This is a genomic window from Methylobacterium fujisawaense (assembly GCF_014138435.1).
GTDB classification, from domain to species: Bacteria; Pseudomonadota; Alphaproteobacteria; order Rhizobiales; family Beijerinckiaceae; genus Methylobacterium; species Methylobacterium fujisawaense.
Genome location: NZ_JACJIM010000001.1, coordinates 537,552 through 561,559, shown reverse-complemented (window position 1 = coordinate 561,559; position 24,008 = coordinate 537,552). Strand labels below are relative to the sequence as shown.

Sequence of the window (24,008 nt, the reverse complement as noted above, 5' to 3'; positions counted from 1 at the left end):
AGCTCAGGAACGGACCGGCATGTCGACCCTCCTCGAACGGCTGGCGCGGGTGGCGCGCCGCGCCAGCGGCGGCCCGGCGCTCGCCACCAAGGCCGCCGCGGCCCCGGCCTTCGCCCTCTATGCCGAGGGCCGGGCCAGCTGGACGCCCCGCGATCCAGCGGCCCTCGCCCGGGCCGGCTACCAAGCCAACCCGGTGGTCCACCGGGCGGTGCGGCTCGTCGCCGAGAGCGCCGCGAGCCTGCCGCTGATCGCCACCGGCCCCGGGGCCGAGCGGGCGGGCGACCTCCTGGCGCTGCTGGCGCGGCCGAACCCCCGGGAGAGCGGCACGCACCTGCTTGAAACCGTCTATGCCGACCTCCTGCTCGGCGGCACGGCCTATCTCGAGGCGGTGAGCCTCGACGGGCGGATCGCGGCGCTCCAGGCTCTCCGGCCCGGGCGCATGCGGATGCTGCCGGGCCCGGACGGCTGGCCGACGGCCTATCTCTACACGGCGGGCGGACGCAGCCGCCGGTTCGATCTGCCCGAACCCGGGGCCGCCGTGGCGCCGATCCTGGCGCTGGCGCTGTTCCACCCGGACGACGAGACCGGCGGCCTCGCCCCGATCGCGGCCGCCGCCGCGGCCCTCGACATCCACAACGCCGCGAGCGCCTGGAACAAGGCGCTCCTCGACAATGCCGCCCGGCCGTCCGGGGCCCTGGTCTTCGCCGGGGCGTCGCTGTCCGAACCGCAATTCGACCGGCTGAAGGCGGAGCTGGAGGCGAATTACCAGGGGGCCGCCAATGCCGGCCGTCCCCTGCTGCTGGAGGGCGGCCTGGACTGGAAGCCCCTGGCGCTGTCGCCGCGGGACATGGATTTCGTCGCGGCCAAGAACGCGGCGGCCCGGGAGATCGCCCTGGCCTTCGGCGTGCCGCCGCTGCTGCTGGGGCTGCCCGGCGACAACACCCACGCCAACTACGCCGAGGCCAACCGCGCCCTCTACCGCCAGACCCTGATCCCCCTCGCCACCCGCACCGCGCAGGCGCTGGCCGGCTGGCTGGAGCCCGCCTTCGGCCTCGTCGACCTGGAGCCGGACCTCGATCGGATCGAGGCGCTGGCGGTGGAGCGGGAATCCCTGTGGCGGCGGGTCGAGGCCGCCGATTTCCTGTCGGTGGCGGAGAAGCGCGAGGCGGTGGGCTACCCGCCCGCGATGCCGCAGGAGCCGGGTTCCCGGTGAGGCGCAGGTCTCCTTCCTCCCGGCGCGGGGGAGGGAGGGCCCGTGGCAGCTCCGAACGTCCCCTCACGACCCGCTTCACGCGAGGATCCCCCCATGGACGGGCATTTCTCCGGCTATGCCAGCCTCTTCGGCGTGCCCGATCTCGGCCGCGACGTGGTGGTGCCCGGCGCCTTCGCGGCGAGCCTCGCCCGGCGTGGGGCCGCGGGGGTGCGGCTCCTGTTCCAGCACGATCCCGCCGAGCCGATCGGCCGGTGGCTCGCCCTGCGCGAGGATGGCCGCGGCCTGTTCGCGGAAGGCCAGCTCAACCTCGCGGTGCAGCGCGCCCGGGAGGTCGACGCCCTGATGCGCGGCGGCGGCCTCGACGGGCTGTCGATCGGCTTCCGCACGCTGCGCGCCCGGAAGGGCGCCGGCGGCGAGCGCCGGCTCCAGCAGGTCGATCTCTGGGAGATCTCGCTCGTGACCTTCCCGCTGCAGCCGGGGGCGAGGGCGAGCCCGAGCCCCGAGCCGGATCCGGAGGCCGACGCGATCCGCGGCCTCGCCGGCCTGATCGCACCGCTCCGCACCGCCAGACCCGCCGCCCGGCCTCGGCTGGCCGCGCGGTCCTGACTTTTACCCCGCCGACGAGGCTCACGATGGACGCCCAGACCCTGAACACCGATCCCGCCTTCGCGACGAAGAGCGGCCTGCCACTCCTGGAGAACAAGGCCGCGCAACCCGAGGGCGGCCCGGTCCGCTCGGCCCTCGACGAGCTCGCCGCCGCCTTCGCGGCCTTCAAGGAGACGAACGACGCCCGGATCGACCAGATCGAGGGCCGCCTCGGCGCAGACGTGCTCACGGAGGAGAAGCTCGCCCGGATCGACGCGGCCCTCGACGCCGCCCGCACCCGCCTCGACCGGATCGCCCTGGAGCGGGCCCGGCCGCCCCTCGGGCAGCCGGACATCCGCGAGGCGGGGGCGGCGCACGAGCACAAGGCCGCCTTCGATCTGTACGTCCGGGCCGGCGAGAGCGCCGGCCTGAAGCGCCTGGAGGCCAAGGCCCTGTCGGCCGGCTCCGGGCCGGATGGCGGCTACCTCGTCCCCGACACGATCGAGCGCACCGTGCTGACGCGCCTCGGCCAGGTCTCGCCGATCCGGTCGATCGCCAGCGTGCAGCAGATTTCGGGATCCCAGTACAAGCGAGCGGTCTCGGTGGGCGCGCCGGTCACCGGCTGGGCCGCCGAGACCGCGCCACGACCGGAGACCGCCGCGCCGGCCCTGTCGGAGATCGCGTTCCCCGCTATGGAACTCTACGCGATGCCCGCCGCCACCCAGACGCTTCTCGACGATGCCGTGGTGGATCTCGACGCGTGGCTCTCGGCCGAGGTGGAGACCGCCTTCGCCGAGCAGGAGGGCGTCGCCTTCGTGTCCGGCAACGGCGCGAGCCGCCCGCGGGGCTTCCTCAGCTACGACACGGTCGCCAATGCCGCCTGGGTGCCGGGCAAGCTCGGCACGATCGCCACGGGGGCGGCCGGGGCCTTCCCGTCCGCCAGCCCGGCGGACGTGCTGTTCGATCTGGTCTACGGGCTGCGGGCGGCCTACCGGCAGAATGCCGGCTTCGTCATGAACCGGCGCACCCAGAGTGCGATCCGCAAATTCAGAGATGCGGAGGGCAATTACCTCTGGCAGCCGCCGCTCGCCGCCGGCCGGTCCGCCACGCTGATCGGCTTCCCGGTCACCGAGGCCGAGGCGATGCCGGATCTCGCCAAGGACAGCCTGTCGGTGGCCTTCGGCGATTTTCGCCGGGGCTACCTCGTGGTCGACCGCACCGGGATGCGGGTGCTGCGCGACCCTTACTCGGCCAAGCCCTACGTGCTGTTCTACACCACCAAGCGCGTCGGCGGTGGGGTGCAGGATTTCGACGCGATCAAGCTGTTGAAATTCTCCTGAGGGGATGCCGCGTCGCTCCCCTCGGCGCTTTCGGATCGCCGCGCCGGTTCATCCGCGATGCGCGCTCCTCCGCCGTCAGGGAGAACCGGGACGGGGGGCGTTCGGACGTCACCGGACCGCTCGGTCCAGAGCCGCCCCCGCCCCTGGCCCCTCCCCACAGGGGGAGGGGGGACTGCACGCGTCCGGGACGGCGCCGGTCTCGGACGGGGTTCCCCCGGGCCGGCGCCTTCAGAAGGACCGCGCGCCTTCAGCGGCCCGGATTGCCGTCGCGCAGGGCGCCGGTCGGCTCCTGGACGTGGGCCTCCAAGAACCAGAGGTGCTTGTCGACCGCCCGGGAGATCTCGGTGAACAGGTCGGCCGTGCCGGGATCGCCCGCTTCGTCGGTCTCGTCGATGTTCTCGCGTACGGCGTTGGCGTAGCCGGCATAGCTGTCGATCAGCGCCGCGACGTGGTCGGCGATGGCGTAGATGCCGGTCGGGTAGGGCGGCAGCTTCGTGCGCTCGGCGACCACCTGGGCCGATCCGAACGCCGTGGCGCCGAGCTGCACCGCGCGCTCGGCGACCTTGTCGTTGAGGTCGTCCAGCTCGGTGCGGAAACCGTCGAGCATCTCGTGGATGCCGATGAACTGCGGGCCCTTCAGGTTCCAGTGCGCCTGCTTGATCGCCAGGGCGAGGTCGATGCCGTCCGCGAGCCGTGCGTTCAGGGCGTCGATCGAGACCTTCTTGGCGTTCGAGTCGGTGTCGTTGCGGGTCTTGTGGGCCCGGGGTGTGGTGCTGGTGCCGCTCTCGGCCATGCTTTCGCTCCGTCAGTCGAAAAGGTTCGGATGCGAAAGTGCCGGTGCGGCCTCAGGTTCCCGCAGCCGCGACGGATCCGCGGCGGCGGGACTGTTTCGCCGCAGGGCGCGCCTAGCGGTTGCGGCCGGGGCGCGCCATCCAGTCCGACCGGTTGCCGCGGGAGGCCGCCTCGCCGACCTGGATCCGCTGCAGTTCCGCCGAGCGCGAGGCGATCCAGCCGGCATGCTCGGCCACCGGCGTCACGGCGGTGAAGCCGCCGCAGGCGGTGCGGCGCGTGCCCTGCTGCAGGGCCCCGCTCGACCAGCTCACCACGCCGACGATCCGGTAGCCGCCGGGGCCTCCGGTCAGGATCGGGCCACCGGAATCGCCCAGGCAGGCACCGGCGCCCGAGGTCTCGGCCATGCGCCGCCGGTCGGTCACGACGGTCACCCGGTTGGCGACCTGCAGGGAGCCGATCGACACGAGATGGGCGAGACGCAGGACCCGCGCCGAGTTCCGCCGGTTCTCCGCCACCACGCCGAAGCCCGCGATGTCCACCGGCTCGCCGTTGCTGATCGAGCCGGCGCCCCGGGGATCGAGGGGCACGTAGTCGTTGCCGAGCGGCTGCTCGAGCTTGAGCAGCGCCAGATCGACGCCGGGCTGATCCTCGGGGGTCGTGCCGGGCACGAAGTCCGGGTGCATGGAGGCGGCGATCACCGGGGTCCGGTGCTGCCGGAAGCTCCGGTCGACGCTGATCACCGTGTATCCGGCGGGGCGCATGACGCAGTGGGCGGCGCTGAGCACGAGGTCCGGGGCGATCAGCGTCCCCGAGCAGATCTCGCCCTCGGTGCTCTCGATGCGCACCACGAAGCTGCGCGCGCCGTTCGGATCCCGCGTCGTCGCGCCGTTGATCACCGCGGCGGCGGGCGTGGGGAGCAGGCCCGTCAGGGCGCCGAGCAACGACACGCCGAGCAGGCCGCCCCACAAGCCGCCCCTCAGGCTGCGCTCGCGGGGGCCGGCCGTCCGGATCGGGCGAGGGGACATCGGGATCTCCGGGCGCGCGCTCTGCGCGGGTGGGGGCGCCGGATGCGGGAGGCGGCGCGCGGTGAGCCTAGAGCAAGGCAAGTGCCCGGCCAAGCTGAGGTTCCCTGCGCACACGTCGCCGTGACGTTACTCCGTCCAGCGCGCGGTCCGGTTCCAGCCACCGAGCACGCGATCGATCCAGCCGCGCTGCGGCCCCGTCAGGATGCCCTGGGTCAGGCCGCCGCAGGCGCCGCCGATCCAGGCCGACAGCGCCAGGACGGCCCCGTCCGGTCCCGCGATCGGGCCGCCGGAATCCCCCTGGCAGGCGCCGCCGCCCGTGCCCTTCAGCCAGACCAGGACCCGGCTCGGCCCGTAGGGCTCGATCACCGGCAGCCCGACGCTGCGATAGGTGCCGGTGGAGCGCGGATCGCCGGGCTTGGCCGCGCCGTAGCCCGACAGGGTCAGGATCTCGCCCGCCCGGGCCGGGGCGGCGCTCAGGGTCACGGGCGCGAAGCGGGTCGGCAGCGGCGTCGCGGTGCGCAGCAGCGCGAGGTCGATGGAGCGCCGCCGGGCCGCGGCCGCGCCGGGCGCGTAGCCCGGATGCAGCGCCTGCGCGGCAACGTCGACGAGGACCGGTTCGCCGGCGGCGTCGCGGAAATGGACGCTGTGCTCCCTTGCGTCGGCGAGGCAGTGGCCGGCGGTCAGCACCGTGTCGGGGGCGAGCACCACGCCGGTGCAGACGCCGCCCTTCGACGACAGGACCATCACGGCCCCGCCGGCCGGGGCCTCGGTGCCGCCGACCACCGCCTGCGCCGGGAGGGCGGCGAACGCCAGGATCGGCGCCAGGGCCGCCGCGAAGGCCGCCGCAAGGACCGCCGCAAGGCTCCCCCCCGCCGGGTGGCGCACCGGGCGGCGCTTCGAGATCGGCATCGGACCACCTGCAGAGAGACGCGCGATGATCCCGTTACGCATCGAGGCCGCCGCCGTCGAGCCGGTGGGCGTGCCCGACCTGCGCGCCTACCTGCGGTTCGAGTCCGATGCGGGCGCCGACGAGGACGGGCTGCTCCAGGCCCTGATCAGTGCGGCGCGCGCGAGCCTGGAGATCGAGACCCGCCGGATCCTGATCCCCGGCCGCTACCGGATCGCCCTGTCCGCATGGCCGCCGGACGGGCAGGTGCCGCTGCCCCTGAGCCCCCTGGTCGCGCTCCTCCGCGCCGGCTTCGCGGAGGCTTCGGGGGGCGTCACCGACCTCGCCGCGGGGCTCGTGCGCCTCGGCCCCGATCCGGGCGAGGCGCCGTCCCTGCGCATCGATCCCGCCGTGCCGGATCCCGCCGGCCGCACGATCCTGATCGAGGTCGCGGCGGGATACGGCGGCGACGGGCCGCCGCTCCCCGAGCCTCTGCGCCTCGCGATCCTGCGTCTCGCCGCCGCCCGCTACGAGCATCGCGGCGACGAGCCCGATGCCGCCCGTACCGACGCGGCCGAACTCGCCGCGCCGTTCCGGCGGATGCGGCTCTGACACGGCTGTGACGCTCGCTCCCGGAGTTTCCCCGATGGCGTCCTCGTCCCAACACCCGCCCCTCGGCGCGCGGCGCCGCCGCTTCGTGCTCGAACGGCCCCTGGAAGAGCCGGACGGCTTCGGGGGCGTGCTGCGCCGCTACGTGGCCGGCCCGGTCCTGTGGGGGGCCCTAGCCCCGGCGGGGATGGCCGATCGCCCGGCGGGCGGCCGCACCGACACGCTGCCCGCCTACCGCGTCACCCTGCGGAGCCGGGCCGAGCTCGACCCGACCATGCGGCTCGCCGCCGGGCCCCGCCGCTTCGCGATCCGCGCCGTCACCGAGCCGGATGCGCGGGGCCGCGACCTGATCTGCCACGTCGAGGAACTGCCCCGGGAGGGCCGGTCGTGAGCGATCCGGGCCCGCTCCTGGCGCTCCGCGCCGGCCTGATCGGCCGCTTCGCCGCCGATGCCGCCCTGGCGGCCCTGCTGGGCGGCCGGGTCCGGCTCTACGACGAGCCGCCGCGGGGCACGCTCCCGGTCTATGCCCTGTTCGGCGACGCCGAGATCACGGACGATTCCGTCGACGGCGCCGAGCGCCACCGGCACAGCCACGCGATCGTGGTGATCGCTCAGGCCGGCTCGGTGCGCACCGCCCTCGACGCCGCGGCGCGGATGGCGGCCCTGCTGCAGGACGCCGCGACGCCGCCCGTCCTCCCCCTTGCGGGCTGCCGGCTCGTCACCCTGCGGGTGCGGGCCGTCCGCGCCCACCGCGACGCCCGGACCGGCGAGGCCCGCGCGAGCCTGACGGTCGAGGCCGTCACCGAGACCCTGTGAGGAGAAGGCCGATGGGCGCGCAGAAGGGCAAGGACCTGCTGATCCGGGCCGGCGACGGCGCGGGCGGCTTCACGGCGGTGGCGGGCCTGCGCAGCCGCCAGATCACCCTCAACGCCGAGACCGTCGACGTCACCAACGCCGATTCCGCCGGGCGCTGGCGCGAATTGCTGGCCGGCGCGGGGGTGCGCCGGGCCGCGATCGCCGGCTCCGGCGTGTTCCGCGACCAGGCGTCGGATGCGCGCCTGCGGCTGCTGTTCTTCGAGGGCGCGGTCGAGGTGTTCCAGATCGTGATCCCGGCCTTCGGGACCCTGGAGGGACCGTTCCAGATCGCGAGCCTCGAATACCGGGGCGACCATGCCGGCGAGGTGACCTTCGACATGAGCCTCGAATCCGGCGGCGCACTCGCCTTCGCGGCGGCCTGAATCCCATGGCCAACCGGATCCGCGGCGAGGTGCCGCTCGACCTCGGCGGGCAGCGCTACACCCTCTGCCTCACCCTCGGGGCGCTGGCCGAGCTGGAGACCGCGCTCCAGGCCGGCGATCTTGCGGGCCTCGCCGCGCGCTTCGCGGGCGGGCGCGTCTCGGCCCGCGACCTGATCGCCCTTCTGGGCGTCGCCCTGCGGGGCGGCGGCCACGATCTCGACGACGCGGCGGTGGCGCGGCTGCCCCTGGCGGGGGGGCTCGATGCCGTCTCGGCCGCCCTGGGGGACGTCCTGGCGGCCGCCTTCGGGGAGGCGCCGGGCCCGGCAAACCCTCCCTAGAGCCGGATGCGGATCTGCCGCCGCGTCCGGCTCCGGGCCGCTTCCCCTGGGACGACGCCCTGGCCCTCGGCCTCGGCGCTCTGGGCTGGCGGCCCCGCGATTTCTGGTCGGCGACCCCGCGCGAATTCGCCGCCGCGCTCGGCCGGCGCGGCGGGCCGGAGCCCCTGACCCGCGCCGCCTTCGCGCGGCTGCTCGCCGCCTATCCCGATCCGACATGAGGCGCCCCGATGGCCGAGAGCGAGACCGACACCCAGGCCGACGACCGGATCAGGCAGCTCGAGACCCTCGACCGCCTGGCGCAGACTTTCGGCCGCAGCCTCGACACGGCCCTGACCCGCGGGGCCGCCTCCGGTCGCAGCCTCGACGGGGTGCTCGGCACGATCGGGGCGCGCCTCGCCGGCGTGGCGGCGCGGGCGGCGGCCGGGCCGATCCAATCGGGCGTCACGGGCCTCATCGGCGCGATGCTGGGCTCGGGCTCGGAGGCCGGCTTCGCCCGGGGCGGCGTGTTCCGGGGCGGCCGCGTCCAGCCCTTCGCCGCCGGCGGTGTCGTGGCCGCACCGACCTACTTCCCCATGGCGGGGGGCGCCGGCCTCATGGGCGAGGCCGGCCCCGAGGCGATCCTGCCCCTGGGCCGCGGTCCGGACGGGCGGCTCGGCGTCGCCGCGGGTGGCGCTCAGGCCCGGCCGGTCTCCGTGACCGTCAACATCGCGACTCCCGACCCAGGAGCCTTCCGCCGCTCCGAGGCCCAGGTGACCGCGAGCCTCGCCCGGGCGGTGGCGCGCGGCCAGCGGGCGACGTGAGGGATCCCGCCGCCGACGCCCCGCTCCAACCGCCGAGTTCGCCATGGCCGACGACTTCCACGAGGTGCTGTTCCCCCTCGACGTGTCCCTGCGCGCGAGCGGCGGCCCGCAGCGGCTCACCGAGATCGTGACCCTGGCCTCGGGCCGGGAGCACCGGAACGGCCGCTGGGCCGATTCCCGCCGCCGCTACGATGCCGGGTTCGGCATGCGCGGCCTCGACGCGCTGCATGCTGTGCTCGCCTTCTTCGAGGAGCGGCGCGGGCGGCTCTACGGCTTCCGGTTCCGCGACCGGGTCGACGGCCGCTCCGGGCCGCCCGGCCGGCCGATCGGGCCCCTCGACCAGCCTCTCGGCACGGGTGACGGAACCGCGACCGCCTTCCCCCTGGTGAAGACCTACGGCGCCGGTCTCGCGCCCTATCGCCGCCGGATCGCCAAGCCGGTGGCGGGCAGCGTCCGGGTGGCGGTCTCGGGCCGGGAGATCGAACCCGGCGCCTTCGCCTGCGATCCGACCACCGGTCTCGTCACCTTCGCCTCCGGCCAAGTCCCGCCCCCGGGCGCCGCGGTGACGGCGGGCTTCGCCTTCGACGTTCCGGTCCGCTTCGACACCGACGCGCTGACCATCGACCTCGCCGCCTTCACGGCCGGGGAGATCCCGAAGGTGCCGCTCGTCGAGATCGTGCCCTGAGGAGGCGTGAGGCCATGCGCGACATCCCGGAGGCCTTCGCGGCCCATCTCGCGGGCGGCGTGACCACCCTGTGCCGCTGCTGGTCCCTCCGGCGGCGCGACGGGCTCGCCCTCGGCTTCACCGACCACGACCGCGACCTGACCGTCGCGGGCCTCGTCCACGCCGCCCGCACCGGGCTGGAGGCGGCCGAGGCCAGCGCCGAACTCGGCTTCGCGGTCTCGGGCGGCGACGTGGCCGGGGCGCTCAGCAGCCTCGGCCTCACCGAGGCGGACATCGCCGGCGGCCTCTACGACGGCGCCGCGGTGGAGACCTGGCTGGTCGACTGGACCAACCCCGAGACGCGGCTTCTCATCGACGTCGCCACCATCGGCGAGGTGCGCCGCGACGGGGACGCCTTCGTGGCGGAGCTGCGCGGCCTCGCCCACCGGCTCGGTGCCGAGCGGGGCCGCACCTACCGGGCGACCTGCGGTGCCGATCTCGGTGATGCGCGCTGCCGGGTGGACCGCGCCGCGTGGACGACCACCGGCCGGGTGACCGGCGTGCCGGAGCCGGCCACGCTCGCGGCGACGCTCGTCGGCGCCTTCGCGGACGGCCTGTTCACCGGCGGGCGGCTCACCTGGACCGCGGGGGCCAATGCCGGGCTCGCGGCGGATCTGCGCCTCCAGCTCGGGTCCCTGATCGAGCTCTGGACCGTGCCGCCCCGGCCGGTCGCCGTCGGCGACGGCTTCAGCCTCACGGCCGGGTGCGACAAGCGCCTCGCCACGTGCCGCGACCGCTTCGCCAACGCGGTCAATTTCCAGGGCTTCCCGCACATGCCCGGCAACGACGCGGTGATGCGCGCGGTGCCGGGCTCCGACCACGTCCTCGACGGCGGGAGCCTGTTCCGATGAGCGCGATGCGGCGGGATATCGGTGTTGCGGCGCTCGGCGAGGCGCGCCTGTGGCTGGGCACGCCCTACCGGCATCAGGCCTCGCTCCGGGGCGTAGGGTGCGACTGTCTGGGCTTGCTGCGCGGGGTCTGGCGCGGGCTCTACGGGGACGAGCCGGAGGGGCCGCCCCCCTATTCGGGAACCTGGGCGGAATCGGCCGCGCCCGGGACCGACCCCCTCACCGAAGCGGCCGCCCGCCACCTCGTGCCGGTGCCGGGACCCCTGGCGGATCTGGCGCCGCGGCCGGGCGACGTCCTGCTCTTCGCCTTCCGCCGCCACCTGCCGGCGCGCCACTGCGCCATCGCCACCGGCGACGGCGCCATGATCCATGCCCACGACGGCGCGGTGGTCGCCGAGGTGGCGCTCACCGGCTGGTGGCGTCGGCACGTGACGGGGGTGTTCCGGTTTCCGGACGTCCCGTCGGGCCGCCGCGGCGTCGCCGAGTTTGACCCGCGGCCCGGCCGCGGTGCGCATCGAGACCGCCGAGTCGATGGCGAACAGGTCGATCTCGGAGCCCCGCCATGGCGACGCTGATCCTGTCCTCGGCCGGCGCGGCGGTGGGCACCGCCCTCGGCGGTCCGATCGGCGGCATGGTCGGGCGGGCGCTCGGCTCGGTCGCGGGCGCGGCGCTGGGCGGCGCCCTGTCGGGGTCCGGGCGGTCTACGCGCTTCGTCGAAGGGCCGCGGCTCGCCGACGTGGCCGGGCTCACCTCCACCGAGGGCGATCCGATCCCGCGGGTCTACGGCCGGGCGCGGATCGGCGGCACCCTGATCTGGGCGACCCGTCCGCTGGAGGTCGCCAACACCGCGGTGCAGCGCGCCGCCGCGCCCGCCAAGGCCATGGGCGGCCTGACGGGCGGCCAGAGGACCGTCACGACCCGCTACACCTACTTTGCCAACCTCGCGGTCGGTCTGTGCGAGGGCGAGATCGCCTTCGTCCGCCGGATCTGGGCGGACGGCAAGGAGATCGACCAGGTCGGCCTGAACCTTCGGGTCCATACCGGCGGCCCCGGCCAGGAGCCCGACCCGCTCATCGTCGCCAAGGAGGGGGCTGAGACCGCGCCGGCCTATCGCGGCCTCGCCTATGTGGTGTTCGAGAACCTGCCGCTCGCCGCCTTCGGCAACCGCGTCCCGCAATTCGCCTTCGAGGTGATCCGCCCGGTCAACGGCCTGTTCGGCCGGGTGCGGGCCGTCGACCTGATCCCCGGCGCCAGCGAGTTCGGCCTCGATCCGGACCGGGTCACCGTCGATCTCGGGCTCGGCCGGACCGAGGCCGCCAACCGGCACCAGCTCCAGCGCGGCACCGACGTCGTCGCCTCCCTCGACGCCCTCCAGGCGCTCTGCCCGAACCTGCGCCGGGTCGCCGTGGTGGCGACGTGGTTCGGCACCGACCTGCGGGCAGGATTCTGCCGGGTCGTGCCGAAGGTCGAGGCCGCACACAAGCGCGCCCTGCCGGAGGATTGGCGCGTTGCCGGGATCACCCGCGACCGGGCCGAGGTGGTCTCGACCCTGCCGGACGGCAGCCCGGCCTATGGCGGCACCCCCGCGGATGCGGGCCTGACCCGGCTGGTGGCCGAGCTGGCGCGCCGGGGGCTCGCGGTGTCGCTCTATCCGTTCGTCATGATGGACGTGCCGGCCGGCAACGCGCTGCCCGACCCGCACGTCCCCGGCGCCGCGCAGCCCGCCTATCCCTGGCGCGGCCGCATCACCTGCGATCCGGCCCCGGGCTGCCCGGGAAGTCCGGACGGGACCGCCGCGGCCGACGCGCAGGTCGCGGCCTTCTTCGCGGGCGGGTACCGTGCCGCTCTGCTCCACTACGCCGGCCTCGCAGCCGGCTGGGCGGCCTCCGGGGTGCCGCTCGCGGCCTTCGTGATCGGCAGCGAGCTCGTCGGCCTCAACCGGGTGCGCGGCGCCGCCGGCTACCCGGCCGTGGACGCCCTGCGCGACCTCGCCGCCGCGCTCCGCGAACGCCTCGGCCCGGCGGTCACCCTGGTCTACGGCGCCGACTGGACCGAGTACGGCGCCCATGTCCGCGACGGCGGCGCCACGGTGCGTTTCCCCCTGGACGCGCTGTTCGCCGATCCGAACATCGGCGCCGTGGGGATCGACTGGTACCCGCCCGTCTCCGACTGGCGCGACGACCCGGACCACGCCGACCTCGCGGTGACGGGCGACATCGCCGACCGGGCCTATCTCAAGGCGCGCGGCGCGTCCGGAGAGGCCTTCGACTGGTACTATGCCGACGCAGACGACCGGGCCGCCCAGGCGCGCCGGCCGATCACCGACGGCGCCGCCGGCAAGCCGTGGCTCTACCGGGCCAAGGATCTCGTCGCGTGGTGGTCGAGCCCGCACATGGAGCGCGACGGCGGCGTCGAGACCCGCAGCACCGCCTGGGTGCCGGCCGGCAAGCCGATCTGGCTCACCGAGATCGGCGTGCCGGCGGTGGACAAGGGCACCAACGGCCCCAACGTCTTCCCGGACCCGAAATCCTCCGAGAGCGCCTTCCCGCCGGAATCCCGGGCCCTGCGGGACGAGCTGATCCAGCTCCGCGGTCTGGAAGCCGTGATCGCCCGGTTCGACCCGGCCGTGCCGGGCTTCCGGGAGGCCGACAACCCGGTCTCGCCGGTCTATGGCGGCCGCATGGTCGATCCCGACGGGATCTTCGTCTGGGCCTGGGACGCGCGGCCCTTCCCGGCCTTCCCGACGGTGCGGGGCGTCTGGGCCGACAACGCCAACTGGCGGGTGGGCCACTGGATCACCGGCCGGATCGAGGGCTGCGACCTCGACCTGCTGGTCCTGAGGATCCTCGCGGATTTCGGCTTCGACGCGCCGGTCTCCGTGGAGGCCGCCGCCTATCTCGACGGCTACGTGATCGACCGGCCGCTCACGGCACGCGGTGCCTTGGAGACCCTGGCGCAGGTCTACGGCCTCGACGTCTCGGCGGTGGCCGGGACCCTGCGCCTGCGCGGTCCCCGCCGCGACCGGCCCGTGGTCCTGGCCGAGGCCGACCTCGTCCGGCTGTCCGAGGACCGGCCGGTCCTGCACCAGGTCCGGGCCGAGGAGAGCGCCCTGCCGCGCTCCGTGGAGCTCGGGATCACCGAATCCGAGAGCCCGGATTACCGACGCGCCACGGCGGCGGCCGTGCGGCCCGCCGGCCTGCGGCGGCGCGAGACCCGGATCGAGTCGGCGATCGTCACCCGCCGCGAGACCGGCGACGGGCTCGCCGAGGCGCTGCTCGACCGGCTGATCGCGGCCCGCGACAGCGCGGTGTTCACCGTGAGCCCGCGCCGGGTCGAGCTGGAGCCCGGCGACCTCCTGGCGGTGCCCTGCGCGGTTCCGGGCGGCACGGTCCTGCACCGGATCGACCGGATCGACGACGCGCCCACGGGCCGCCGGATCGAGGCGAGCGGCGTGCCGCCCCGGGCGGGGCCCGGGCGCGGGCTGCCTCGCCAGATGGCCCAGGCGGCGGTGGCGCCGCCCGCCTTCCCGGGACCGCCGCTCGCCCTGGCCCTCGACCTGCCGGTCGACCGCGGCAGCCCGACCGTCCTGCAATACGCCGCGGTGGCGGCCGAACCCTGGCCCGGCGCGCTTGCGATCTGGCGCGCGGCGGGCGACGGACCGCTCGCCCTGCACAGCGTCGTCGACTACCCGGCCTGCCTCGGGCGCACCCTGTCGGCGCTGCCGGCCGGCCCGCTCTGGCGGATCCAGCGAGGCGTGCATCTCGACGTCGCCCTGCGGCGCGGCGCGGCCCTCGCGTCGATCGGGGAGGGCGCGATGCGCGCCGGGGGCAACCTGTTCGCCCTGCTCGGCGCGGATGGCGCCGTGGAGCTGCTCTGCGCGGCGAACGCGCTGCTGACCGGGCCCGACACTTACCGGCTGTCCGGCTTCCTGCGCGGGCTCGCCGGAAGCGAGGCGGCGGCGGGGCGCGTCAGCCCGGCGGGGAGCCTGATCGTGCGCCTCGACGACGGCGCCGTGACGCCCCTGATCGACCGGCTGGACGAGGTCGGCCGCGCCTTCCGCTACCGGATCGGGCCGGCGGACAGCGATCCGGCCGATCCGGCCTTCACCGAGTTCACCGCCACGGCCGGCCTCGCGGCGCTCACGCCGCTGCGGCCGGTCCACCTGCGGGCGCGGCGCGGCGCGGATGGCGTGCGGCTCTCCTGGATCCGCCGGGCCCGCCGCGACGGCGACGCCTGGGAGCCGGCCGAGATCCCGCTCGACGAGCCGGAGTCCTACGCGGTGACGCTGTTCTCGGCCGCCGGCACGGCCCTGCGCACGCTCCGGGCCGAGGCCCAGCACTGTCTCTACGCGGACGAGGCGGCCGATTTCGGCGGGGCCCAGGCGCATCTCGACGTCGCCGTGGCGCAGATCGGGCAGGTCGCCGGCCCCGGCCCTGCCTGTCGCGCCCGCATCCCCGTCCGCACGGCCTGACCGCCCGGGAGTTGCCCCATGTCCGACGCCACGCCCCATCTCGGCCTGCCGCTGATCGCCGCCAGCCAGGCGCAGAAGCACGTCACCCACAACGAGGCGCTCTCCCTCCTCGACGCCCTCGTCCAGCTGGCCTGCCTGGACAAGGACCTCACCGCGCCGCCGCCGAGCCCCGCGGAGGGCGACCGCTACCTCGTGGTCGTCGCCGAGCCCGGGGGCGCCTGGGCGGGGCTCGCCGGCCAGGTGGTGCGCTACGGCGACGGCGTCTGGACCGGCGCGGTGCCGCGGGCCGGCTGGCTCGCCTGGCTGATCGACGAGGCCGACCTCTACGTCTTCGACGGCGCGGCCTGGACGAGCTTGAGCCGGACGCTGACGGCGATCCAGAGCGTCAGCCGCCTCGGGATCAACACGGGGGCGGACGCCACCAACCGCCTCGCCGTCAAGGCCGATGCCGCGCTCCTGACCTGGGACGACGCCACGCCGGGCAGCGGCGACATGCGGGTGTTCGTCAACCGCAAGGCCGCCGCCCGCGACGCCGCTCTGGTCTTCGAGACCGGCTACGCGGCGCGGGCGATGCTGGGCACAATCGGGAGCGACGACTTCAGCCTGAAGGTCTCGCCCGACGGGGCCGCCTTCGCCACGGCGCTCACCGCTTCGGCCCGGACCGGCGGGATCGACTTCGCCTCGGCCGAGACGGCGCTCGCGGCCGCCCCCATCACCGACCTCGGCGGTGCGGGCACGCGGCGGGTGCTCGTCACCGGCGCGGCACGGATCGCGAGCTTCGGCGCCGCGGCCGACCGGGAGCGGTTCGTGCGCTTCTCGGGGGCCGCGACCCTGGTCCACGATCCCGAGGCGCTGGCGCTGCCGACCCGGGCCGATCTCGTCACGGCCCCCGACGACACCTGCATCGCCACCTCGGACGCGGCGGGCCGCTGGCGCGTGCACCACTACCAGCGCGCCGACGGGACGCCGCTCGCGACCGGCGCGCAGGTGCTCGGCGCGAACGGGTCGGTCCGGCTCCCGGGCGGCCTGATCGTGCAATGGGGGCTCGTCACCGCCGCCGACGCGGACGTCGCGGTGGCGTTCGGCACCGCCTTCCCGGGGAGCTGCCTCGGGGTCTGGGCGCAGCCGGTCGCCGGCGCCGCGCTCTACGCCGCGCAGGTCAGCGACGTGGCGGTCGCCGGGTTCACGCTCCGCACCCGTCGCGCGACGGCCGGTTCGGTGGCGGGCGCTGGGTCGGTGCCGACCTACTGGCTCGCGCTGGGTGCGTGAGCGCCTGACCCTGCGGGTCCGTCGCGGCCGCGTCCGCTGTCAGTCCGGGACTGCGCCGAGGGCCCGCAGCATCACCGGCTCCACGGCCGCGTACCCCGCCCCGTTGAGGTGGATGCCGTCGTCGGTGAGATCCCGCCGGAGCGCCCCCTCCGCCGTGGCGAGCGCCGGCCCGTAATCGACGAGGCGGGCGGGGCCCGCCGCGCAATAGCCGCGCAGCCATCCGTTCAGGGCGCGGATCCGCGCCACCGGGCGCAACTCGGGGCGCCAGCCCCAGAAGTCGCTCGGCATCACGGTGCCGATGGTGAGCGGCAGACCGGCCGCGAAGGCCATCCGCCCCATGGCGATGATGTTCTGGGCGATCGCCCGGTCCGGGACCGGGCCGCCGATCTCCGCGATGTCGTTGATCCCGCAGAGCAGGTGGACGCCGCGCGCATCCGCGGTGTCCCGGAGGAAGCGCGCCCGGATCTGCGCGCTCGTCTCGCCCGGCACCCCCCGGGCCACGAAGCCGTGTCGCGCGAAGGTCTCGGCCCGCACGACGCCCCAGGCGGCGGTGATCGAATCGCCGATGAACACGAGCGGCCGGTCCTGTCCGCGTCCCACACGTCCCCCATCGGCGCCGCGCCCGGGATCGGGCGGCGCCGCCTTAGCCCGGCGGGGTCGGGCACGCCACCGTCCGGAGCACGCCCATGTCGAGCCCCCTCCCGAATGCGCGGGATTCCTTCGCCGCCTCATGCCGCCGCCTCGGGCCGCGGCTGATGCGCGATCTCGGCCTGAGTGACGTCCAGGCCGCCGGGCTCCTGGGCAATCTCGGCTACGAGACCGGCGGGTTCCGCCACCTCCAGGAGATCGCCCCCGCGGTGCCCGGCTCCCGCGGCGGATGGGGGCTCGCCCAGTGGACCGGCCCCCGGCGCGTTGCCCTGGAGGCCTGGTGCCGGGCGCGCGGCCTTGATCCCGCCGATCCCGAAGCGGGCTACGGCTATCTCTGCGCCGAGCTGCGCACCACCGAGGCGCCGGCCCTCGCCGCCCTGAGAACCACGACGACCCTCGCGGCCGCCACCGAGACGGTCTGGCGGCGCTACGAGCGACCGGGCGTCGTCGCCCCCGCGCGCCGCCTCGCCTGGGCCCGCCGGGCGCTCGCCGCCCTTCGCGACGGTCCCGCCGCTCCGGCACCGGCCCGGCGGCCCGGACGGGCCTGACCGGCCCCGTCGCACCCGATCCCGAGCCGGCCGGGTCCGCCGCGCGCATAGCCACGGAGATCGACGATGATGCACCATATCCGGGCGGGCCTCGCCCTCGCCTGCACGAGCCTGTCGCTTGCCGCGCTCGCCGAGCCGGCCGCCGCCCGTTCCGCCACCAACCTGGCGATCCCGTGGGGCGACTGGCTGGTCGGCCTGCTCCAGCCGGTGACCGCCGCCCTCGTGCCCCTCGCCGCCGCCGCCGTCACCGCCGGCATCGCCCGGGTCGCGCCCTGGGCCGCCTCGGTGCTCACCCGCGATCGGATCGAGGCCGCGATCCGCGCCGGGGCCGAGTTCGGGCAGAATGCCGTGGCCGGGGCCGCCCGGGGCCGAACCGTCGGCGTCGATGTCGGCGCCGCAGTGGTGGCCGCCGGCGCCCGTCACGTGCTCGCGACCGCCCCCGCGCACGTCGTCCGGAAGGCGGGCGGGCCCGAGGGCGTCGCCGCGCGGATCTTCCGGGCGCTGCCCCTCGATCCGCAGGCGAGCGCAGCCAACGTCCTCGCCCCGGCGCTGACCCAACTGCGCGAGCCGGACAAGCGCCGCGGCTGAGGCCGGCGCCCCGGGAGCCCGTGGAACAGGGATCGACGCCATGAATACCGCCCGCACCACGACCCGCAGGGCCTCGGGATGGGCAGTCGAGCCCCCCGAGGACGGGGCCGGTCCCGGCGTCGCGCTGGGCGGCCGGCCCCGGACGATCCGCTTCCCGCCCTTCTGGCACGCGTGGTTTGCGCGTCAGACCGAGCCGCGGCTCGCCGCCCTCGACGAGCTGGTCGACGCGCATGTCGAGCGCCGGGCGCTGCGCCGCTACCTGCGGCGGCTGAAGCACGCGACGGTGTTCGCCTTCGTCGCCGCGGCGGCGGCCGCGCACTGGTTCTCCGATCAGGTCGCGTGGCTCGCCGCGCATGTCCCGGCCCTGCGGGCCCTCTGGAAGCTGCTGACGGGAGCGTGAGATGCGTCTGCGCTGGGACAGGGTTCTCGACCGGGCCTGGCTCGCCCTGGCCGCCACCGCGGCGGTGACGGTCGCCGTCCACGAGGGCGGCGCGGTCGGCCGGCGCGCCTGGACGCTCGGGTCCGGCGGCGGCGCGCTGGCCGCGCCGGCGGGACCCGGCGGGGTCAACCCGCCGGCCCGCGCCGCCCTGGCCTGCGGGCCCGCCCCGGCTCCGTCGCCATGACAGCGGTCGACGCGCCTGTGCGAAGCGGCCCGCGGCGTGGAACCGGGCGCCGCCTCGGCCGTCATGTCGGCACGATGCCGTCCGCCGCCAGATCAACCGCGAAGGGAATGTCCGGACCGACGCCGACAACCGCCGGGGTTGACGCACGGCTACGTATTCAGGACGCATTCAGTGCCCTGGGCGCACATCGTTCGCCAATGCGCTACGCCATCGCCCTCGTCGCCATCAGCCTGACCGCCGCGGCCCTCGCCGCGGGCGGGTTCGGCTCCATGGCGGATGACGGGCCGGCCCCCCAGACGGGCGCCGTCTCCAGCCAGGCGCCGCTGCGCATCGAGAGCTGCCTGTCCCCCGCCGACCTGCGCGAGGAGGTCGGCGAGCGGCGGGTGATCCCGCCCGTGGCGGCGATCCGCGCGGCCCGCACGGTGATCCCCCGGGCCGAGATCCAGCGGGCGAGCCTCTGCCGTCACGAGGGCGGCCTCGTCTATATGCTCACCGCCTTGCGCCGGGACGGGCATTTCGTGCACGTGATCGTGGATGCGCGCACCGGCACCGTGGCGGGACAGTATTGAGCGGGCGCCGCAACCGTGTCGGAGGGGAGTAAGCCGTGCGACTGCTCGTCGTCGAGGATGACAAGGACATCAACCGGCAGGTCGTGGCCGCGCTGGAGGAGGCCGGCTACGTGGCCGACAAGGCCTATGACGGCGAGGAGGGCGGCTATCTCGGCGAGAGCGAGCCCTACGACGCCATCATCCTCGACATGGGCCTGCCCAAGGCCGACGGCGTCACGGTGCTCCAGAAGTGGCGCCGGGCCGGCGTGAAGACGCCGGTGATCATCCTCACCGCCCGGGACCGCTGGTCCGACAAGGTCGACGGTTTCGATGCCGGTGCCGACGACTACGTCACCAAGCCCTTCCACATGGAGGAGCTGATGGCCCGCGTCCGGGCGCTGCTGCGCCGCGCCGCCGGACACGCCACCAGCCAGATCGCCTGTGGGCCGGTCACCCTCGACACACGCTCCGGCAAGGTCTTCGTCGACGGCGCCCAGGTGAAGCTGACGAGCCACGAGTACCGGCTGCTCTCCTACCTGATGCACCATACCGGCCGGGTCGTGTCCCGGGCCGAACTCACCGAGCACCTCTACGATCAGGATTTCGACCGTGACTCGAACACGATCGAGGTGTTCGTGGGCCGCCTGCGCAAGAAGCTCGCGGTGGACCTGATCCAGACCGTGCGCGGCCTCGGCTATCTCGTGGATCCCAACCAGCCGCCGGCGCGGATGTGAGCGCGGCCGCACGTTCCGGCACGCTGCCGGCCGTCTTCATGCGCGGCGGCACCAGCAAGGCGCTGATGCTGCACCGCCGGGACGTACCGGGAGATGTCGCCGCCCGGGAGCCGGTCTTCCTCTCCACCATGGACAGTCCCGACCCGTTCGGGCGGCAGCTCAACGGCATGGGCGGGGGCGTCTCGTCGGTGTCGAAGACCTGTGTGGTGGAGCGCTCCGCGCGACCGGATGCCGACATCGACGACACCTTCGTGCAGGTCGTGGTCGGCGACGGCTGGCGGGTCGCGCGCGGCGCGTTCGTCCGCACGGCGCGCCCGCTGATGCGGGGCGCCGTGTTCGACGATGCGCCGCCGCCCGTCTGAGCGACCGACGCATCCATGATCGACCTCATCGGCCTCTTCTCCCTGCGCCGCCGCTCCATCGCGGTGCGGCTCGCCGTGTCGGCGTTCCTGTCGAGCTCCGCGATTCTGCTGATCGCGGCCTGGATCCTCACGACCCTCTACCGCGAGAACACCGAGCGCTCCTTCGACAGCCGGCTCCTCGTCTTCGCCAACAACCTCGCCACCGATCTCGTCTCGCCCAACGATCCCGAGAGCCGGACCTTCTCGCTGGGCGATCCGCGCTTCGACCTGCCCCTGTCCGGCTGGTACTGGCAGGTCGGCAAGCCCGACGCGAAGCCGCGGGACGTGCGCACCTCCCGCTCGCTGGTCGGCGTGCCGCTGCCGGCGGCCACCGATTCGGACGGCAAGGCCGGCATCGGCCAGATCCGCCAGGGCTACGGCAAGGGGCAGGACGGGCGCCTCCTGCGCATCATGGAGCGCGACGTCGATCTCGGCGAGGAGGGCCGCTACACGGTCCGGGTCGCGGGTCCCGCCGACGAGATCGTCAACGACGTCGACCGGTTCCGCAATTCGCTGACCATCACCTTCGGCCTGCTGGGCCTGTCGCTGGCGATCACAACCCTGCTGCAGATCCGGTTCGGCCTCGCGCCGCTCAAGAAGATGCGTGCGGCGCTGGGCGCCGTGCGCCGGGGCGAGGCCGACCGCATCACCGGCACCTATCCCCGCGACATCGCGCCGCTCACCGGCGAGGTGAACCTCCTGATCGAGACCAACCGGGAGATCCTGGAGCGCGCCCGCACCCAGGTCGGCAACCTCGCCCACGCCTTGAAGACGCCGCTCTCGATCATCGTCAACGAGGTCGGCGCCTCCGATGCCCCCGAGGAGCTGACGCACAAGATCCGCGAGCAGGCTGCGGTGATGCGCGATCAGGTCAATTACCATCTGGACCGGGCGCGGGCCGCGGCGCTCGCCGGCACGCTCGGCACCTCGACCGAGGTGGAGCCGGCGCTGGCCGGCCTCGTGCGCACCTTCGGGAAGATCTACCGGGACAAGGATATCGCCTACGACGTCCACGTGCCTCCCGGCCTGCGCTTCCGCGGCGAGCGCCAGGACTTCGAGGAGATGGTCGGCAACCTCGTCGACAACGCGTCGAAATGGGCCCACGGCCGGGTGGCGATCCGGGCCGAGGCGGTCGACAAGGACGATTATCCCCACCTCGTCGTCGCCATCGAGGATGACGGCCCCGGCCTGCCGCCGGAGGCCCGCCAGGCCGTGCTCGGCCGGGGGCGGCGCCTCGACGAATCGAAGCCCGGATCCGGCCTCGGCCTGTCGATCGTGGCCGACCTCGCCGCCCTGTACCGGGGGCGGTTCACCCTGGAGGAGGGAGCACTCGGCGGCCTGCGGGCGGTGCTGGAGGTGCCGGGCGACCTGCCCGTCGGCACCGCGACCCACTGAGGCCGTCCGCGAGTTCCGCGAGGGGGCGGTGTGAGGCCGACGCGGCCTCATGGCCCAGCCCAGGCCCTTGTCATCGTGGGAGAGTTGCGTGACACCGTGCCGCCGTCGGGAGGCGTCGTGGCATCACGCTGCCGGCTCCACAGGGCGTGGGGAGGGGCGGGCCGGTCCGGCTCGTTGGCGGAAAGGTCCATGACGGCGATCTGGTTCATTCTGGCGGCCATGACCGCGGCGACCGTTCTCGGCCTGCTCTGGCCGATGTCGCGGCGCGCCGCCGTGCCGACCGGCGAGGCGGGCGGGAGCGGGCTCGCCACCGAGACCGCCTTCTACGAGGATCAGATCGCCGAGATCGACCGCGACCTCGAACGCGGCCTGATCGCTCCGGACGAGGCCGAGACCGCCAAGGCCGAGGCGGCCCGCCGCCTGCTCCGGGCAAGCCGCGAAGCGCAGCGTGAGGCCGAGGATGCCGGCCTCGTCGAGGCCGCGCGCCCGGCCGAGCCGCGCCTGCGCCGGCGGCGGGCCGCCTCGGCCTTCGCGCTCTCCACCATTCCCCTCGTGGCGCTGATCGCCTACGGCCTCTACGGCTCGCCCGAACTGCCCGCCCAGACGGAAGCCGACCGGCAGGCCACCCGCGGCGGGGCCGACGAACTCATGAAGGCTGTGGGGCAGATCGAGGCGCGCCTCGCCCGGGACCCGAACGACGCCCGCGGCTGGGCGGTGCTCGCCCCGGTCTACATGCGCACCGGCCGCTTCGACGATGCCGCCCGCGCCTACGCCAACATCGCGCGCCTGAAGGGCGAGACCGCCGACACCCTCGCCGATCAGGCCGAGGCCCTCACGGCGGCCGGCGACGGCACCGTCTCGCCCGAGGCCAAGGCCCTGTTCGAGAAGGCCCAGGCCAAGGAGCCGAACGCCCCGAAGCCGCGCTTCTATCTGGCCCGGGCGGCCGAGCAGGCCGGCGATACCGGTGAGGCAATCCGCCAGCTCACCGAACTCGAGGCCAGCAGCCCGCCGACCGCCCCCTGGCTCGGAATCGTCAAGCAGAGCCTCGCCCGCCTCAAGGGCGAGCCGCCGCCGCCCCCGACGACGCCCCAGGCCGCCCCGAAGATCCCGGCCGAGCAGCAGGCGGCGATCCGCGGCATGGTCGACGGTCTCGATGCCCGTCTCAAGGCCGGCGGCGGCACCTCCGACGAATGGCTGAGGCTCGTCCGGTCCCGGGTGGTCCTCGGCGAGCCCGATCAGGCGGCCGCCGCCCTGGCCCGGGCCCGGACCGCCCTCGCGGGTGACCCGCAGGGGCTCGCCCAGGTGGAGCAGGGCGCCCGCGCCGTGGGACTCGGCGCGGAGGGCGCGGCGCCCGGGCCCGCCGGGTCGGGTGAGGCCGGCCCGACCGCGCAGGCCGAGAAGGAGGCCGCGATGGCGGCGGTGCGCGCCATGCCGCAGGCGGAGCAGCAGGCGGCGATTCGCAGCATGGTCGAGGGGCTCGACCGGCGCCTCGCCGCACGGGGCGGCACGCCGGACGAGTGGATGCGCCTCGTGCGCTCCTACAGCGCGCTGGGCGAGCGCGACCAGGCCGTGAAGGCCCTCGACCGCGCCCGGATGGCGCTGGCCGCCAACAGCGACGCGGTGGCGCGGCTCGACGGACTCGCCCGGGAGTTGGACCTCGCCGCCAAGCCGAATCCCTGACAAGCCCGATCCGCGACACCGCGAAATCGTGAGGCCGCCTGCGCGGAACGGGGCCCGTACGACAATCGGTCCTGATGCCCGCCCTTGACCCGCGGGCGCCTGGAGCCGACACCCTCAAGACTAGAATGAGAACGGTTCCGGTCGGGGCGGGTCTCCGCGCGCCGGACCGCGGGGTGGAAGTATCGTGACGCGTAAGAAACGCCGCCTGATCCTGATCGCCGCCTGCGGCAGCGTGCTGGCGCTCGCCGTGGGGCTGATCCTGTACGCCATGAGCGGCTCGATCGTGTTCTTCCGCTCGCCCACCGACATCGCCCAGCAGGCCATCGCCCCGGGTACGCGCCTGCGGCTCGGCGGTCTGGTGAAGGACGGCTCGCTCAGGCGCGGCCCGGACCAGACGGTCGATTTCGCCGTCACCGACACGAACGCCACCGTCGCGGTCCACTACAAGGGGCTGCTGCCGGACCTGTTCCGGGAAGGGCAGGGCGTGGTCGCTGAGGGGGTCCTGGAGCCCGGCGGCGAGTTCCGCGCCGACACGGTGCTCGCCAAGCACGACGAATCCTACATGCCCCGCGAGGTGGCCGACGCGCTGAAGGCGCAGGGGCGCTGGCAGGAGGGGGGGCCGAACAAGGCGGCCCCGGCGCCGAAACCCGCTACGGCGGCGGCGGACAGCACCCTCGGCCCCCGCAGCGAGCGGTGAGGGAATCC

29 protein-coding genes are annotated in these 24,008 nt (G+C 75.0%); 25 read left to right on the top strand and 4 right to left on the bottom strand.

The window, feature by feature from the left end; all coding sequences use genetic code 11:
- Positions 1 to 19 precede the first annotated feature (19 nt).
- The 3 genes from GGQ91_RS02720 to GGQ91_RS02710 all read left to right on the top strand — a co-directional run bounded on the left by GGQ91_RS02720 (position 20) and on the right by GGQ91_RS02710 (position 3,138).
- On the top strand, positions 20 to 1,213 hold the full coding sequence (locus tag GGQ91_RS02720) for a phage portal protein (RefSeq protein WP_053609249.1): 1,194 nt from the start codon (positions 20 to 22) through the stop codon (positions 1,211 to 1,213).
- 93 nt (positions 1,214 to 1,306) lie between these two features.
- Positions 1,307 to 1,819: an HK97 family phage prohead protease gene (locus GGQ91_RS02715; protein WP_182591287.1), complete on the top strand. Its 513-nt coding sequence runs from the start codon at positions 1,307 to 1,309 to the stop codon at positions 1,817 to 1,819.
- Positions 1,820 to 1,845: 26 nt separating this feature from the next.
- A complete protein-coding gene (locus GGQ91_RS02710; RefSeq protein WP_182591286.1) occupies positions 1,846 to 3,138 on the top strand; it encodes a phage major capsid protein in 1,293 nt (430 codons plus the stop codon).
- Between the two features lie 247 nt (positions 3,139 to 3,385).
- Here the strand turns inward: GGQ91_RS02710 and dps are convergent, their stop codons facing one another.
- From dps to GGQ91_RS02695, 3 genes are all read right to left on the bottom strand, one after another.
- A complete protein-coding gene (gene dps / locus GGQ91_RS02705) occupies positions 3,386 to 3,931 on the bottom strand; it encodes a DNA starvation/stationary phase protection protein Dps (protein ID WP_182591285.1) in 546 nt (181 codons plus the stop codon).
- A 112-nt stretch (positions 3,932 to 4,043) separates the two neighbouring features.
- Entirely contained in the window at positions 4,044 to 4,955 is a 912-nt protein-coding gene (locus tag GGQ91_RS02700) for a S1 family peptidase (RefSeq protein ID WP_182591284.1), read from the bottom strand.
- 126 nt (positions 4,956 to 5,081) lie between these two features.
- Positions 5,082 to 5,864 carry a S1 family peptidase gene (locus GGQ91_RS02695; RefSeq protein ID WP_182591283.1) on the bottom strand — a complete coding sequence of 261 codons (783 nt, stop codon included), beginning with the start codon at positions 5,862 to 5,864 and terminating at the stop codon, positions 5,082 to 5,084.
- Positions 5,865 to 5,889: 25 nt separating this feature from the next.
- Between GGQ91_RS02695 and GGQ91_RS02690 the strand changes: the two genes are divergently transcribed.
- The 12 genes from GGQ91_RS02690 to GGQ91_RS02635 are packed head-to-tail and all read left to right on the top strand — an operon-like array spanning position 5,890 to position 16,138.
- Complete coding sequence (locus tag GGQ91_RS02690) at positions 5,890 to 6,453, top strand: head-tail connector protein (protein ID WP_182591282.1); 564 nt, start codon at positions 5,890 to 5,892, stop codon at positions 6,451 to 6,453.
- 34 nt (positions 6,454 to 6,487) lie between these two features.
- A complete protein-coding gene (locus tag GGQ91_RS02685; protein WP_043349544.1) occupies positions 6,488 to 6,841 on the top strand; it encodes a head-tail adaptor protein in 354 nt (117 codons plus the stop codon).
- The gene (gp17, locus tag GGQ91_RS02680) at positions 6,838 to 7,266 is read left to right on the top strand and encodes a tail completion protein gp17 (protein WP_043387353.1); all 429 of its coding nucleotides are present in this window, start codon (positions 6,838 to 6,840) and stop codon (positions 7,264 to 7,266) included. Before GGQ91_RS02685 ends, gp17 begins: the two co-directional genes overlap by 4 nt.
- Positions 7,267 to 7,277: 11 nt before the next feature.
- The gene (locus GGQ91_RS02675) at positions 7,278 to 7,688 is read left to right on the top strand and encodes a phage major tail protein, TP901-1 family (protein WP_043349538.1); all 411 of its coding nucleotides are present in this window, start codon (positions 7,278 to 7,280) and stop codon (positions 7,686 to 7,688) included.
- A 5-nt stretch (positions 7,689 to 7,693) separates the two neighbouring features.
- Positions 7,694 to 8,026 carry a gene transfer agent family protein gene (locus GGQ91_RS02670; RefSeq protein ID WP_043387351.1) on the top strand — a complete coding sequence of 111 codons (333 nt, stop codon included), beginning with the start codon at positions 7,694 to 7,696 and terminating at the stop codon, positions 8,024 to 8,026.
- 14 nt (positions 8,027 to 8,040) lie between these two features.
- On the top strand, positions 8,041 to 8,244 hold the full coding sequence (locus GGQ91_RS02665; RefSeq protein ID WP_075382066.1) for a phage tail assembly chaperone: 204 nt from the start codon (positions 8,041 to 8,043) through the stop codon (positions 8,242 to 8,244).
- A gap of 9 nt (positions 8,245 to 8,253) precedes the next feature.
- Positions 8,254 to 8,826, top strand: coding sequence for a phage tail tape measure protein (locus GGQ91_RS02660; RefSeq protein ID WP_043349533.1), 573 nt, complete (start codon positions 8,254 to 8,256; stop codon positions 8,824 to 8,826).
- Between the two features lie 43 nt (positions 8,827 to 8,869).
- Positions 8,870 to 9,511, top strand: a complete 642-nt coding sequence (locus tag GGQ91_RS02655) for a DUF2460 domain-containing protein (RefSeq protein WP_179697618.1) — start codon at positions 8,870 to 8,872, stop codon at positions 9,509 to 9,511.
- Between the two features lie 14 nt (positions 9,512 to 9,525).
- Positions 9,526 to 10,401 carry a DUF2163 domain-containing protein gene (locus tag GGQ91_RS02650; protein ID WP_053609246.1) on the top strand — a complete coding sequence of 292 codons (876 nt, stop codon included), beginning with the start codon at positions 9,526 to 9,528 and terminating at the stop codon, positions 10,399 to 10,401.
- Positions 10,398 to 10,973, top strand: coding sequence for an NlpC/P60 family protein (locus GGQ91_RS02645; protein WP_179697619.1), 576 nt, complete (start codon positions 10,398 to 10,400; stop codon positions 10,971 to 10,973). The genes GGQ91_RS02650 and GGQ91_RS02645 overlap by 4 nt, the downstream gene beginning before the upstream one ends.
- Positions 10,961 to 14,869: a baseplate multidomain protein megatron gene (locus tag GGQ91_RS02640; protein ID WP_182591281.1), complete on the top strand. Its 3,909-nt coding sequence runs from the start codon at positions 10,961 to 10,963 to the stop codon at positions 14,867 to 14,869. The genes GGQ91_RS02645 and GGQ91_RS02640 overlap by 13 nt, the downstream gene beginning before the upstream one ends.
- 18 nt (positions 14,870 to 14,887) lie before the next feature.
- Positions 14,888 to 16,138 carry a DUF2793 domain-containing protein gene (locus GGQ91_RS02635; protein ID WP_182591280.1) on the top strand — a complete coding sequence of 417 codons (1,251 nt, stop codon included), beginning with the start codon at positions 14,888 to 14,890 and terminating at the stop codon, positions 16,136 to 16,138.
- 39 nt (positions 16,139 to 16,177) lie between these two features.
- On the opposite strand, the gene GGQ91_RS02630 is transcribed toward GGQ91_RS02635, so the two are convergent.
- On the bottom strand, positions 16,178 to 16,738 hold the full coding sequence (locus GGQ91_RS02630) for a GDSL-type esterase/lipase family protein (RefSeq protein ID WP_244538933.1): 561 nt from the start codon (positions 16,736 to 16,738) through the stop codon (positions 16,178 to 16,180).
- A gap of 86 nt (positions 16,739 to 16,824) precedes the next feature.
- Between GGQ91_RS02630 and GGQ91_RS02625 the strand changes: the two genes are divergently transcribed.
- The 10 genes from GGQ91_RS02625 to ccmE all read left to right on the top strand — a co-directional run bounded on the left by GGQ91_RS02625 (position 16,825) and on the right by ccmE (position 24,000).
- On the top strand, positions 16,825 to 17,334 hold the full coding sequence (locus GGQ91_RS02625; RefSeq protein ID WP_179697622.1) for a phage tail tip lysozyme: 510 nt from the start codon (positions 16,825 to 16,827) through the stop codon (positions 17,332 to 17,334).
- Between the two features lie 66 nt (positions 17,335 to 17,400).
- The gene (locus GGQ91_RS02620) at positions 17,401 to 17,922 is read left to right on the top strand and encodes a hypothetical protein (protein WP_182591279.1); all 522 of its coding nucleotides are present in this window, start codon (positions 17,401 to 17,403) and stop codon (positions 17,920 to 17,922) included.
- 40 nt (positions 17,923 to 17,962) lie between these two features.
- Complete coding sequence (locus GGQ91_RS02615) at positions 17,963 to 18,322, top strand: hypothetical protein (protein WP_182591278.1); 360 nt, start codon at positions 17,963 to 17,965, stop codon at positions 18,320 to 18,322.
- Between the two features lies 1 nt (position 18,323).
- Positions 18,324 to 18,545 carry a hypothetical protein gene (locus GGQ91_RS02610; protein WP_043354856.1) on the top strand — a complete coding sequence of 74 codons (222 nt, stop codon included), beginning with the start codon at positions 18,324 to 18,326 and terminating at the stop codon, positions 18,543 to 18,545.
- 197 nt (positions 18,546 to 18,742) lie between these two features.
- Positions 18,743 to 19,114, top strand: a complete 372-nt coding sequence (locus tag GGQ91_RS02605; RefSeq protein ID WP_043354854.1) for a PepSY domain-containing protein — start codon at positions 18,743 to 18,745, stop codon at positions 19,112 to 19,114.
- A 35-nt stretch (positions 19,115 to 19,149) separates the two neighbouring features.
- Positions 19,150 to 19,827 (top strand): response regulator transcription factor, encoded by a 678-nt coding sequence (locus GGQ91_RS02600; protein ID WP_012321897.1) that lies wholly within the window; start codon positions 19,150 to 19,152, stop codon positions 19,825 to 19,827.
- Positions 19,824 to 20,189 carry a PrpF domain-containing protein gene (locus GGQ91_RS02595; RefSeq protein ID WP_343066747.1) on the top strand — a complete coding sequence of 122 codons (366 nt, stop codon included), beginning with the start codon at positions 19,824 to 19,826 and terminating at the stop codon, positions 20,187 to 20,189. The genes GGQ91_RS02600 and GGQ91_RS02595 overlap by 4 nt, the downstream gene beginning before the upstream one ends.
- Before the next feature lie 15 nt (positions 20,190 to 20,204).
- The gene (locus GGQ91_RS02590) at positions 20,205 to 21,623 is read left to right on the top strand and encodes an ATP-binding protein (protein ID WP_182591277.1); all 1,419 of its coding nucleotides are present in this window, start codon (positions 20,205 to 20,207) and stop codon (positions 21,621 to 21,623) included.
- Between the two features lie 189 nt (positions 21,624 to 21,812).
- Positions 21,813 to 23,303, top strand: a complete 1,491-nt coding sequence (gene ccmI / locus GGQ91_RS02585; protein WP_043760134.1) for a c-type cytochrome biogenesis protein CcmI — start codon at positions 21,813 to 21,815, stop codon at positions 23,301 to 23,303.
- A gap of 184 nt (positions 23,304 to 23,487) precedes the next feature.
- Positions 23,488 to 24,000: a cytochrome c maturation protein CcmE gene (ccmE, locus tag GGQ91_RS02580; protein ID WP_043388080.1), complete on the top strand. Its 513-nt coding sequence runs from the start codon at positions 23,488 to 23,490 to the stop codon at positions 23,998 to 24,000.
- Positions 24,001 to 24,008 lie beyond the last annotated feature (8 nt).

Excerpts from the sequence above, each read along its gene's own strand:
- GGQ91_RS02720 (WP_053609249.1), top strand. The coding sequence starts at position 20 with ATGTCGACCCTCCTCGAACGGCTGGCGCGGGTGGCGCGCCGCGCCAGC.
- GGQ91_RS02715 (WP_182591287.1), top strand. The coding sequence starts at position 1,307 with ATGGACGGGCATTTCTCCGGCTATGCCAGCCTCTTCGGCGTGCCCGAT.
- GGQ91_RS02710 (WP_182591286.1), top strand. The coding sequence starts at position 1,846 with ATGGACGCCCAGACCCTGAACACCGATCCCGCCTTCGCGACGAAGAGC.
- dps (WP_182591285.1), bottom strand. The coding sequence starts at position 3,931 with ATGGCCGAGAGCGGCACCAGCACCACACCCCGGGCCCACAAGACCCGC.
- GGQ91_RS02700 (WP_182591284.1), bottom strand. The coding sequence starts at position 4,955 with ATGTCCCCTCGCCCGATCCGGACGGCCGGCCCCCGCGAGCGCAGCCTG.
- GGQ91_RS02695 (WP_182591283.1), bottom strand. The coding sequence starts at position 5,864 with ATGCCGATCTCGAAGCGCCGCCCGGTGCGCCACCCGGCGGGGGGGAGC.
- GGQ91_RS02690 (WP_182591282.1), top strand. The coding sequence starts at position 5,890 with ATGATCCCGTTACGCATCGAGGCCGCCGCCGTCGAGCCGGTGGGCGTG.
- GGQ91_RS02685 (WP_043349544.1), top strand. The coding sequence starts at position 6,488 with ATGGCGTCCTCGTCCCAACACCCGCCCCTCGGCGCGCGGCGCCGCCGC.
- GGQ91_RS02675 (WP_043349538.1), top strand. The coding sequence starts at position 7,278 with ATGGGCGCGCAGAAGGGCAAGGACCTGCTGATCCGGGCCGGCGACGGC.
- GGQ91_RS02670 (WP_043387351.1), top strand. The coding sequence starts at position 7,694 with ATGGCCAACCGGATCCGCGGCGAGGTGCCGCTCGACCTCGGCGGGCAG.
- GGQ91_RS02660 (WP_043349533.1), top strand. The coding sequence starts at position 8,254 with ATGGCCGAGAGCGAGACCGACACCCAGGCCGACGACCGGATCAGGCAG.
- GGQ91_RS02655 (WP_179697618.1), top strand. The coding sequence starts at position 8,870 with ATGGCCGACGACTTCCACGAGGTGCTGTTCCCCCTCGACGTGTCCCTG.
- GGQ91_RS02650 (WP_053609246.1), top strand. The coding sequence starts at position 9,526 with ATGCGCGACATCCCGGAGGCCTTCGCGGCCCATCTCGCGGGCGGCGTG.
- GGQ91_RS02645 (WP_179697619.1), top strand. The coding sequence starts at position 10,398 with ATGAGCGCGATGCGGCGGGATATCGGTGTTGCGGCGCTCGGCGAGGCG.
- GGQ91_RS02640 (WP_182591281.1), top strand. The coding sequence starts at position 10,961 with ATGGCGACGCTGATCCTGTCCTCGGCCGGCGCGGCGGTGGGCACCGCC.
- GGQ91_RS02635 (WP_182591280.1), top strand. The coding sequence starts at position 14,888 with ATGTCCGACGCCACGCCCCATCTCGGCCTGCCGCTGATCGCCGCCAGC.
- GGQ91_RS02625 (WP_179697622.1), top strand. The coding sequence starts at position 16,825 with ATGTCGAGCCCCCTCCCGAATGCGCGGGATTCCTTCGCCGCCTCATGC.
- GGQ91_RS02620 (WP_182591279.1), top strand. The coding sequence starts at position 17,401 with ATGATGCACCATATCCGGGCGGGCCTCGCCCTCGCCTGCACGAGCCTG.
- GGQ91_RS02615 (WP_182591278.1), top strand. The coding sequence starts at position 17,963 with ATGAATACCGCCCGCACCACGACCCGCAGGGCCTCGGGATGGGCAGTC.
- GGQ91_RS02610 (WP_043354856.1), top strand. The coding sequence starts at position 18,324 with ATGCGTCTGCGCTGGGACAGGGTTCTCGACCGGGCCTGGCTCGCCCTG.
- GGQ91_RS02605 (WP_043354854.1), top strand. The coding sequence starts at position 18,743 with ATGCGCTACGCCATCGCCCTCGTCGCCATCAGCCTGACCGCCGCGGCC.
- GGQ91_RS02590 (WP_182591277.1), top strand. The coding sequence starts at position 20,205 with ATGATCGACCTCATCGGCCTCTTCTCCCTGCGCCGCCGCTCCATCGCG.
- ccmI (WP_043760134.1), top strand. The coding sequence starts at position 21,813 with ATGACGGCGATCTGGTTCATTCTGGCGGCCATGACCGCGGCGACCGTT.